Source organism: Gordonia sp. Z-3, from assembly GCF_036233855.1.
Taxonomy (GTDB): Bacteria; Actinomycetota; Actinomycetes; order Mycobacteriales; family Mycobacteriaceae; genus Gordonia; species Gordonia tangerina.
Genome location: NZ_JAZARS010000036.1, coordinates 1 through 9,596, shown reverse-complemented (window position 1 = coordinate 9,596; position 9,596 = coordinate 1). Strand labels below are relative to the sequence as shown.

The following is a 9,596-nucleotide window of genomic DNA, read 5'->3' as shown; positions in this document are numbered from 1 at the left end:
GATCACCATTTCGCGGGCAAACCTATGTGAGGCACCGAGGGCGTTTCGCGGGCAGATTACGTGAGTCAAGCCGACGGGTTGATGGATTTCGCAAGGTCTGCCTATCATGTCCCCCACGTCGGGGTTGTGATCATGGTCACTCCGGCTGGGATCAGCGACGACGAAGGGTGTTCATGGCAACGCACGCGAGTTCTGAACTCCGGCGGGCCCTCGGCTCTCGGCCGAGCACCCCGCGCGCCACCTATGACGTCCGGTCGGCGTGCGTCGGGACGGCCGCGAGCACCCTCGCACTGGTTGCCCTCCTCGTCCTGTTGATGCTGCTCTGAGCTACTTTTCCGGGCCGATTCTCGGCCCGCAGACTTCAACCACACTTGAAGTAGATTGTGCCGCAGTGTTTGCAATCGCCCATGTGGTGGGTAAGGGTGGAAGTACTCGCGCTACCCGACATCGGGCTCCGTTGTCCGATGCCTGTGATCCACGCGCGCAGTGACAAACGAGCAGCACCTCAGAGAGGATTATCGTGGCTGAATACACCTTGCCGGATCTCCCTTACGACTATGCGGCGCTCGAGCCGCATATCTCCGGCAGGATCATGGAGCTCCATCACGACAAGCACCACGCCACTTACGTCAAGGGCGCCAACACCACTCTGGAGAAGCTGGCCGCGGCCCGCGAGGACGGCACCATCGCCGACAAGGTGTACGGCCTGTCGTCGACGCTCGCTTTCCATCTCGGTGGCCACACCAACCACTCCATCTTCTGGAAGAACCTGTCGCCCAACGGAGGCGACAAGCCCGAGGGTGATCTGGCCGCCGCGATCGACGATCAGTTCGGCAGCTTCGACAAGTTCCAGGCACACTTCACCGCCGCCGCCACCACGCTGCAGGGCAGCGGCTGGGCGATCCTGGGTTACGACACCATCGGCGGCAAGCTGGTAATCCTGCAGCTCACCGACCAGAGCGGCAACATCCCCGCGGCCATCATCCCGGTCGTCATGCTCGACATGTGGGAGCACGCCTTCTACCTCGACTACCAGAACGTGAAGCCCGACTACGTCAAGGCCTGGTGGAACGTCGTCAACTGGGCCGACGCCGCGGAGCGCTACGCCACCGCGAGCAGCCAGGGCAAGGGACTCATCGTCCCGGCCTGACGCCCCGTCGGCAGCAGATGTGCAGCGCCGCCCGGTTCGGATCTCCGAGCCGGGCGGCGTTTGTCTGTACGGGGGGCCTGCTCAGAGCAGGATCGTCACCGTGATCGCCGCGGCACACGCAACGCCCACCACCGTCAGCACCACCGCATCGGTGCGACCCGGCCGCGACGGGTAAGCCGCCAGCCGGCCGGTACCGCCACGCGCGGTGATGGCCTCGGCCATCTCCGAACTGCGCCGCAACGCACTCGACATCGCGGCGGTGATCATGTCGAGCACACCCATCTCCGCCGCCGGGTGTCCGCTGCGCGGTGGCGCCGACGGCCGCAGCCGATGCGCCGCGCGCAGCATCCGCAGTTCGTCGATCAGCATCGGCATCCCCCGCAGACACAGCGCGATGGCGACGGCCCACTCGTCGACCGGTAGCCGGAAAATCCGCAATGGCCGCATCAGGGTCGCGATCGCCGGTGCGATGTCGGCCATCGGCGTCGTCCAGATCACCAGGATCGAACTCGCCACCAACACCAACCCGAGAGTGACCGCGCGCAGATAGACGATCAGCGCCGCCGGGCCGAACATCACGTTGAGCAGCCCGCCGGCGATGATCAGGCCCCAGAACCACCAGGGTGGCCGCGGGATGGCACCCAGCGGGATGCCGGCCGCAACCGCGGTGATCACCACGAACGCCGCCACCATGCCCAGCGACGGCCAGGACGGCAGCACCCAGGTCATCACGCTGAGCATCAGCACGACGATCAGTTTCGTGCCCGCCCACAGACGATGAACCATGGAGTCGCCGGGCACCTGGCGCAGCGGGATCGTACGCACACTCATTCCGCAGCCTCCCCGGTTGCACGCTGAAACGACTGCTGCCCGGAGATCCCCGGTGCGTCGACGACTGTCAGAGTGCCGTCGGTGAGCCGCACCCGTCGACTGACCACCGCGTCGAGATCGGACAGATCGTGCGAGATGATCACGATCGTCATCCCCTCGGCCCGCAACCGCCCGAGCATCTCGACGATCTCGGCACGGGCATACGGGTCCACCCCGGCGAGCGGTTCGTCGAGGATCAGCACCTTGGGTCGCCGCGCGATGAGCCCGGCGAGCACCACCCGACGCATCTGGCCGCCGCTGAGGGAATCGGTTCGGCGCGCGGCCATCTCACGCGGCAGGCCCACCGCTTCGAGTACCCGAGCGACCTCCGCACTGCCGACCTCGATTCCGCCGGCGGCCATGATCTCGTCGCCGACGGTCTGCTTCTGCAACTGCAGTCGGGCGTGCTGGAACGCCAGCGCGACCTCGCCCACCTTGTCGGTACTCGGCGCGCCGTCGAGGGTCGCGGTGCCCTCCGACGGCCCGATCAGTCCGGCCATCGCCCACGCCAGGGTGGTCTTGCCCGAGCCGTTTCCGCCGACGATGAGCAGCCCGTCGCCGCGATGCACGGTGATCGACACGTCGTGCAGCGCGCGCACCGCCCACGGCGAACCGGCGAGATAGGTGTGCCCGACCCCCTGCAGCATCAGCAGCGGTTGCGCCGGCCGCGGGCCGAACGCGCCGGCATGCGCCACCGGCGTCGGCCGGGCCGGTTCCTCGACCATGCCGGGGCGCGGCACCCAGTGCGGCGGGTGCGGGATCACCCGACCGTTGTGCAGGTGGATGATGCGGTCGGCGGCGGCCGCCTCGGCACCCCGATGGGTGATCAGCACGACCGTCATATCGCGACGCCGCGGCAGGTCGGCGAGCAGCGCCAGCAGCTCGTCGCGACCCTCGGGGTCGACCATCGAGGTCACCTCGTCGGCCACCAGCAGGGCCGGGTCACGCGCCAGTGCTGCGGCGATGGCCAGCCGTTGCTGCTGGCCGCCGGACAGATCCGAGGTCTCGCGATCCCCCAGTCCGGCCAGGCCGACCTCACCGAGCAGGCCCTCCACGTCCACCTCGGCGCCGACGGGCAGACCCCAGACCACGTCGTCGGCCACCCGCGAGCCGAGCATCTGGGTCTCTGGTCGCTGCAGGACCATCGCCGTGCCGCCGTGGCGTCCGAGACCGGCGGCGCCGGGCCGCGTCACCGAGCCCGTCGTCGGCGCCCGGCCGGCGAAGATCTTGGCCAGGGTGGACTTGCCCGACCCGTTCGCGCCGACCACGGCGACGAACTCACCGCTGCCCACCGACACGTCAACGGCGTCGAGCACCACCGGACCGTCCGGCCGGTAGCGGAACCCGACATCGGTCAGGTGCAGGGGCAGCGGGCCCACCTGCGCCGATTCGCGATCCGCGGTGCCCGCGTCCAGGGTGTCCTCGCTCGGGATGTCGGCGAGCCTCGCGATGACCCCGCCGAGCAACCACCAGGCCACCGCCAGCGACACCACGGTCCCCAACGCGCCGGACACCCACATCCACACCCACCAGTGATCGACCATGCTGGTGCCGAGCGAGTCGACGGTGTCGGCCAGTCCGGTGAGCCCCGGAACCTGGTTGAGCAGTTTCACCAGGCCGCCGACGGTATTGCCGAGGGCCTCCAGCGCCAACGTGCGCAACGGCACCAGGATGAGCAGCAGCAGCACCGAGATCCCGCCGATCACCGGGGCCGCGACGAGGCCGGCGAGCGCGAGGGTGCCGATCCCCCGGCCACGCCGTTTGGTGTCGCCGACGATGCCGCCGACCAGCGCCGACCCGAGCACCGTGGCCGCCGCCCCGGTGCCCGCCATCGCAAAACTGACCCCGGTGGCGGCCACCGACGCCGCGATCAACGCCCGCGGCCGCGTGCGCGCGGCGACCAGGGCCAACGGGACCGGCGCCAACAATCCGACCGCCGTCGCCAGCGGCACCACAGCGGCGACCACGATCGCCGCGACCGTCAGGCCACCGAAGATCGCGATTGACGCCATCTCCATTGGGCGCAGCGGAACAGACTTACTCACCTCATCCAGTGTGCCTGGTGGGTCCGACGGTCCCGCCGTGTGTCCGCCTCATCACACCCAGGACGCTCGGCCGGTGGCGTCCGAGCGTCCACACCCGGGTTACGTCGTGTAAAAGAACCGTCACAACAACCGTGTTCGAGTTGTCAGCACCGGCGTCGAGGTGGATTCTTCTTCCACAGGATCCGATTTTCGATCCGGGTCCTCGTCCGGGAGTAAGAACCCTGTGGCAGAGAGAGATCAGTGATGACGACTTCCATACCCATCGGCCTGACGCCGTTCCACTTCGAAGGGGAACTCAACGGCATCCTGATCTCGGGTCGGTGGCCCGAGTCGACGCTCGAATGGACGCAGACGCTGGTGGCCTCCGTCCGAATCGCGTGCCGGCCCGGCTTCCTGCCCACCACCACCATCTTCGGGGTCGTCGAAGAGCGTCCCGACGATGCCGACGCCGACGCGGTCGGGATGATGGTCGCGGTGGGCAATGTCGTCGACGACAGCTTCGTGGAGGCGGGCCGCTTCCTCACCAATCCGCCGGCGCTGGTGATGCTGCACCCGCCGTCGCAGACCCGACCGTCGTTGCCCGAGTGCGCCGACGTCGCCTCCGGATGCGTGCTGCTGCCCGGCCTGCCCGAACTCGGTCTCGAACACCGCGCCGGCTGGGCCGAGGCCGAGGCCGACGGCACGGTGGTGAATCTGCGCAACCGGGTCGGGATCGACCCCAACGCCGACCCCGACACCGCGGTACTGGCGATGTTGCTGGCGGCCTGACGAGATCGTCGAGATCTGGAGTCGTTGTCGGGAAATCGTTTCATGGGTCCGGCAGGTCAAGGCGGATGCATCGCGAGGTCGCCTAAGGATTCCCCGTCACCTACATCTCTCGTAGCTTCGGCGAAGTTGCCAACCATCCTCGGCGTCACCCGACAGCGCATCCACCACGTCCGCACCCCCGAACATTGACACGCGGTGGGTGCAGGTGTGTTCACGTCGTCGCGAACGTCGGTGCGGTACCCCGGCACGTTTCTTCGTCCTCATCGAGTCGAACAGGTTGACCGCACGCATGGTGTCGCGGTGGGCCTGCGTGGCGCGCAGGGAGCCGGAGTCGATCTCGCCACGCCGCACTCCCGGCTCGAGGACGGCGGCGAGGCAGCTGGAATCGACGGTCGCCATGCAACATGGCGTGCGGCATGCACCGCTGCGGCGTCGATCTGGCGCCAAATCGCTGTCCCAGCCTGCCGCGTTGAGGTAGCGGTGAAAGAACACGCGTTGGGTGCGGGAGTTGCCGTCGATGAACGGGTGCAGAGCGAACCGCCGCATATTCGACCAGATGCAACATAGCCTCTGAGCTGCACCTTCGCGTGCGCCACAAGGCTGCGGTAGCGCTCGCACCTGGCTTGCGGAGTTGCCAGGACGGCACCAGGCTGCCGCACGAGAAGCGCAGCAACGAGATTCGTTCCGAGTCCCGACGGGCTTTGCACGTTTAACCTTGCCGTAGAGTTGCGTTTGATGCAACATTGTTGCTGTGAACATCTCGGCTAGCGGCGGTAGCATCGCTGGTTTTCGGCGACGCGGCGTGGTGCCCATCGACGAGTCCGCGTTCGTCTTTGAGGAAATGCTCGAGGGCTTTGCTCGTCAGCAGGCTAGTCATGCGCTGACGCGAACAACGATCAATCTTCGTCGGTCACAGCTCATTCGGTTTCGCCGTTTCACAGACAGCTACCCGTGGCAATGGCTGCCCGGCGATCTGGAGGACTTCACCTCAAGCCTGCTATCGGGGAACGCCGCTCGTTCGCACTCGACGTTGCGCGGCTACCACGTCACGATACGACGGTTCTGCGAGTATCTGACGGATCAGCGCTACGAATGGGTCAGTGAATGCCGCCACCGGTTCGGGGAAGTACCCACGCAGATCTGCTTCGAGTGGAACACCATCGCACATCTCGCGGCATTCGAAGGGCGGCCCGGCCGACGACCGTTCGACTACGACGAAGTCGAGAAATTCTTTGATGTCGTCGATGCCAGAGTCGACCAAATCCGCGCAGACGGGCGTAAGGGGGCGCTCGCCGCGCTGCGAGATGCGCAGCTGTTCAAGACCACATACGCCTACGGCCTGCGACGGGCAGAGGTTCTTGGTCTTGATGTCGCTGATCTACGCACCAACGGCAAAGCACCGCAGTTCGGCCGGTTCGGGCTCGCGCAGGTCCGTTTCGGCAAGGCCTCGCGAGGCACTCCACCCAAACGCCGCACTGTCCTGACCCTGCCTGAGTTCGATTGGGTAGTCGAAGGTCTTGATCACTACCTGCATCAAGTCCGCCAGAAGTTTCACCCTGGCCAGAGCCCAGCGCTGTGGCCTACCGAACGCGGAACTCGCGTGGGCGCCAAGTATTTCGACCGACGATTCGCCGAGCTCCGCGACGCGGCTGGTCTCGATCGGCATCTGACTCCGCATTCACTGCGCCACTCCTATGTGACTCACCTTGCCGAATTCGGCTACTCCGAGCAGTTCATCCAGATCCAGGTCGGCCACGTGTTCGCCTCAACAACCGCCCTCTACACCTCCGTCAGCGACGACTACCGCAGCAGAGTCGTCAGCGATGCCATCGACCGCTTCTACTTCTCACCGAAGGACACACGCTGATGAGCCCCACCATTGACTGGCGCCTGCGAACACTGATGGCCGAACGTGGCATGTTCCAGACCACCGACCTCGTCGAACCACTGCGCCAGGCCGGCGTCGCGCTCTCTCGCGAACAAGTATTCCGATTGGTCACCCAAACCCCACAACGACTCAACATGGACGTGTTTGCAGCGCTCTGCACCATCCTCGACTGCGAACCCAACGACCTCATCCGCGTGACCGCCGCCCACCAGGACTCGCCACGTAAAACTGGGACCGGGGGACCGATCGACGACATCGGCGATGCACGGCCCGTTCGCGTCAGGATCACGCGGCCGACACCCCGCACCCGATGACCCGTAGCACCCAAGATGTCACCTCGGAGGTCATCGATCTGTTCCACTCCAAGGGCAGTGCAACCTTCGATGACCTCATTGCCAAGGAGGTCGGCCGTCTCGACCCGAAGCGTCACACGACGTTGCTTCGCTACCTCGCGCGCACCGACACGGACCTTCTCGCGCCGGACGGAGAGACACCAGTAGCGGTCCAGACCTTCTTCGCGCGACTGACACGACATGGGGTCACCGATGTTGGGCTACCTAGGTGTCCGATGTGCCAGCAGAAACGCATCCTCCGATTCCGTGATCAACAGCGCCGCCGAGTGTGCATGAAATGCCACGAGCGGCAACACTTTGGCGAATGCCCCGTGTGCCTGCGCATGAAAAAGCTGACGGCCAAGACCGATCATCAGGGCCGCCGCATGTGCGCACGGTGCTCACCTGGCGGGATCGCGTTGGTCGTGTGCTCGGCCTGCGGTAAGGAAGTCGCGGCGACGACCAAGGTTGACGGCCAGCCGCTGTGCTTGGGGTGCTACCCGCGCCCTCTGCGAACGTGCTCGGCGTGCGGGAAGCAGAAGAAGATTGCTACCCACATCCGGTCAGCCCCGCATTGCTTCGCTTGCCACAATCGAGTCGTGCGAAACCCTCGCGCGTGTCCTCAGTGCGGAGTACTGCGAATCCTGGCTTTCATCAACAGTGACCAGATTGCAATCTGCGCCGGATGCGCCGGCCAGCCCGCTCGCTACGCGTGCCGTCGATGCGGTAGCGAAGAACATTCCTACGGCAGACTATGCGGAAAATGCACCCTCGCCGACCGCCTCACCGCTGTCCTGACCCGGCCCGACACCAACTCGATCAGTAAGCCGATGCAGCTGCTTTTCGACCACCTCCTACGCCAACCCCGGCCCGAGCAGATCATCAAATGGCTCCGAATGGGACCCCACACCGACCTCCTGCACGAGATCGCCACCGGCGCTAAACCGCTGAACGAGAAGACCTTAGCCACCGCCGACGGCGGCAAAGGTCTGATCTACCTGCAGACGCTGCTCGCCGAGAGCGGGGCGCTCCCGCACGAGGAAAGTGAGCTATTTCGGCTGCGCGCGTGGTGCGACAAGCAACTGACGGTTCTACCACCTTCGGACAAGATCGTTCTCACCCAGTACCTGAAGTGGGAGCTGCTGCGACGAGCCACACGCAACGAGACAACCGGTGACATCACAGGCGGCGCGGCCGGACATGTGAAGGCCACGATTCGAGGCATCGGCCAATTCCTAGCCTGGCTACACGAGGACCACCACACCATCCTCAGCGACATCACCCAATCGCAGATCTACGAATACACCCTGCGCACCAACGCCGGGCGGTGGCTCCCGCGATTCATCAGGTGGGCGATCGCGAAGGGGCACATCGCACACGACGTCACCCCGCCACCTCTGCAGCGAACAGAACCAGCCGTGGTCATCACCGAGGAGCAGACGGAATCAGTCATTCGTGCCCTGCTCAGCGACACATCTCTGCGCCCCGGAGTGCAACTCGCGGTGCTGTTGGTCGCAATCTACGGCCTGCCCGCGCGCCGCGTCGTCGAACTCGCGCGAGGGCAGCTCCGCGAAACTTCTGACAATGCCACCTTCACGCTCGCACTCGGAGAGCATCAACTGACCCTGCCCGATCGCCTCGCCGAGATCGCCAAGGCCCACACGAAAGCACTCAACGGAGTGGATTCCCCTTGGCTCTTTCCCGGACGTCACCTCCAACGGCCGATCAGCGACCAGCAACTGCGCCGCGTACTCGATCCATACGGTGTCAGCCTCCATCAACTCCAAGTAGCCGCCCGCTATCGCCTCGCCGGCGCCATCCCCACCAAAGTCCTCGCCGACAGCCTCGACTTCCACATCAACACCGTCGCCAAATACGCAAACCTGAGCAACGGCAGGTGGGCTGACTATCCGAAACTGCGGCAGCGCCCGCGGGCATAGGCCCCTCCCTGCAATCAATGGAAGCAGCGACGTAAACAATGCCCGAGCTATTAGGGTGTGTACATGGCAGACGATCCCGGATCATCCGCGTACTACTACCAACCGGAAGTCAGTCGACTCCAGGTTCTGCTAGAGGAAGTGACCCGGGCCAAACCCGGTTCACCAGAGACTCGATTCGTTAGCCCCGACACCGAGTCCATTGACCGTTTGGGATCAAGTTTTCACCACGTACTGTACGGGCGGAGAGGGACGGGAAAGTCCAGCCTGCTACGCCGTATCGAGGCAGATCGAAAAGCCTCGGGCCAAATGGTTGCATGGGCAGATCAGGAGACCTTCAAGGGACTTTCGTATCCCGACGTCCTCGTCGGGACGTTAGCGGAGGTCTTTGGTCAATTTGCCGCGCAGTTAGAGGGCCGCGTCGCGGGTAGACAAAAGAAACGCTTCTGGCACCGAGAGAATCCGAGTCCTGAGCAGTTACTAGCGGGGGAACTGCACCAGGCCGTAGAGGCTCTAGTCGAACTCCAGAACCTGACTTGGCTCATTTTGGCGGAATCGGCGTGACGCATGTGGGTTGACCTGGGGAGTTGGGTCGCGGAGTGGACA

10 protein-coding genes are annotated in these 9,596 nt (G+C 65.2%); 7 read left to right on the top strand and 3 right to left on the bottom strand.

Features of this window, described 5'->3' with window-relative positions:
- Positions 1 to 173: 173 nt before the first annotated feature.
- A complete protein-coding gene (locus VX037_RS23545; protein ID WP_235725692.1) occupies positions 174 to 326 on the top strand; it encodes a hypothetical protein in 153 nt (50 codons plus the stop codon).
- 194 nt (positions 327 to 520) lie between these two features.
- Positions 521 to 1,150 carry a superoxide dismutase gene (locus VX037_RS23540; RefSeq protein ID WP_235725690.1) on the top strand — a complete coding sequence of 210 codons (630 nt, stop codon included), beginning with the start codon at positions 521 to 523 and terminating at the stop codon, positions 1,148 to 1,150.
- Positions 1,151 to 1,231: 81 nt separating this feature from the next.
- On the opposite strand, the gene VX037_RS23535 is transcribed toward VX037_RS23540, so the two are convergent.
- Positions 1,232 to 1,981 carry an energy-coupling factor transporter transmembrane component T family protein gene (locus VX037_RS23535; RefSeq protein ID WP_287014831.1) on the bottom strand — a complete coding sequence of 250 codons (750 nt, stop codon included), beginning with the start codon at positions 1,979 to 1,981 and terminating at the stop codon, positions 1,232 to 1,234.
- Positions 1,978 to 4,038 carry an ABC transporter ATP-binding protein gene (locus VX037_RS23530; RefSeq protein WP_287014848.1) on the bottom strand — a complete coding sequence of 687 codons (2,061 nt, stop codon included), beginning with the start codon at positions 4,036 to 4,038 and terminating at the stop codon, positions 1,978 to 1,980. The genes VX037_RS23535 and VX037_RS23530 overlap by 4 nt, the downstream gene beginning before the upstream one ends.
- Positions 4,039 to 4,308: 270 nt before the next feature.
- On the opposite strand from VX037_RS23530, the gene VX037_RS23525 reads away from it, so the two are divergent.
- Positions 4,309 to 4,833, top strand: a complete 525-nt coding sequence (locus VX037_RS23525; protein ID WP_328716081.1) for a peptidase — start codon at positions 4,309 to 4,311, stop codon at positions 4,831 to 4,833.
- Positions 4,834 to 4,929: 96 nt separating this feature from the next.
- On the opposite strand, the gene VX037_RS23520 is transcribed toward VX037_RS23525, so the two are convergent.
- Positions 4,930 to 5,379 carry a Fic family protein gene (locus tag VX037_RS23520; RefSeq protein WP_328716080.1) on the bottom strand — a complete coding sequence of 150 codons (450 nt, stop codon included), beginning with the start codon at positions 5,377 to 5,379 and terminating at the stop codon, positions 4,930 to 4,932.
- Between the two features lie 205 nt (positions 5,380 to 5,584).
- Here VX037_RS23520 and VX037_RS23515 point away from each other — a divergent pair, with 205 nt between their 5' ends.
- The 4 genes from VX037_RS23515 (at position 5,585) to VX037_RS23500 (ending at position 9,554) form a co-directional block, all read left to right on the top strand.
- Positions 5,585 to 6,700: a tyrosine-type recombinase/integrase gene (locus VX037_RS23515; RefSeq protein WP_287014833.1), complete on the top strand. Its 1,116-nt coding sequence runs from the start codon at positions 5,585 to 5,587 to the stop codon at positions 6,698 to 6,700.
- Positions 6,700 to 7,035 carry a helix-turn-helix domain-containing protein gene (locus VX037_RS23510; RefSeq protein ID WP_287014834.1) on the top strand — a complete coding sequence of 112 codons (336 nt, stop codon included), beginning with the start codon at positions 6,700 to 6,702 and terminating at the stop codon, positions 7,033 to 7,035. Before VX037_RS23515 ends, VX037_RS23510 begins: the two co-directional genes overlap by 1 nt.
- Positions 7,032 to 8,993 carry a hypothetical protein gene (locus tag VX037_RS23505; RefSeq protein WP_328716079.1) on the top strand — a complete coding sequence of 654 codons (1,962 nt, stop codon included), beginning with the start codon at positions 7,032 to 7,034 and terminating at the stop codon, positions 8,991 to 8,993. Before VX037_RS23510 ends, VX037_RS23505 begins: the two co-directional genes overlap by 4 nt.
- A 63-nt stretch (positions 8,994 to 9,056) precedes the next feature.
- Positions 9,057 to 9,554, top strand: coding sequence for a hypothetical protein (locus tag VX037_RS23500; RefSeq protein WP_287014836.1), 498 nt, complete (start codon positions 9,057 to 9,059; stop codon positions 9,552 to 9,554).
- Positions 9,555 to 9,596: the final 42 nt, after the last annotated feature.

Bases quoted from the DNA above. Each gene is read 5' to 3' on its own strand.
- VX037_RS23545 (WP_235725692.1), top strand. From the start codon at position 174: ATGGCAACGCACGCGAGTTCTGAACTCCGGCGGGCCCTCGGCTCTCGG.
- VX037_RS23535 (WP_287014831.1), bottom strand. From the start codon at position 1,981: ATGAGTGTGCGTACGATCCCGCTGCGCCAGGTGCCCGGCGACTCCATG.
- VX037_RS23530 (WP_287014848.1), bottom strand. From the start codon at position 4,038: ATGGAGATGGCGTCAATCGCGATCTTCGGTGGCCTGACGGTCGCGGCG.
- VX037_RS23525 (WP_328716081.1), top strand. From the start codon at position 4,309: ATGACGACTTCCATACCCATCGGCCTGACGCCGTTCCACTTCGAAGGG.
- VX037_RS23520 (WP_328716080.1), bottom strand. From the start codon at position 5,379: ATGCGGCGGTTCGCTCTGCACCCGTTCATCGACGGCAACTCCCGCACC.
- VX037_RS23510 (WP_287014834.1), top strand. From the start codon at position 6,700: ATGAGCCCCACCATTGACTGGCGCCTGCGAACACTGATGGCCGAACGT.
- VX037_RS23505 (WP_328716079.1), top strand. From the start codon at position 7,032: ATGACCCGTAGCACCCAAGATGTCACCTCGGAGGTCATCGATCTGTTC.
- VX037_RS23500 (WP_287014836.1), top strand. From the start codon at position 9,057: ATGGCAGACGATCCCGGATCATCCGCGTACTACTACCAACCGGAAGTC.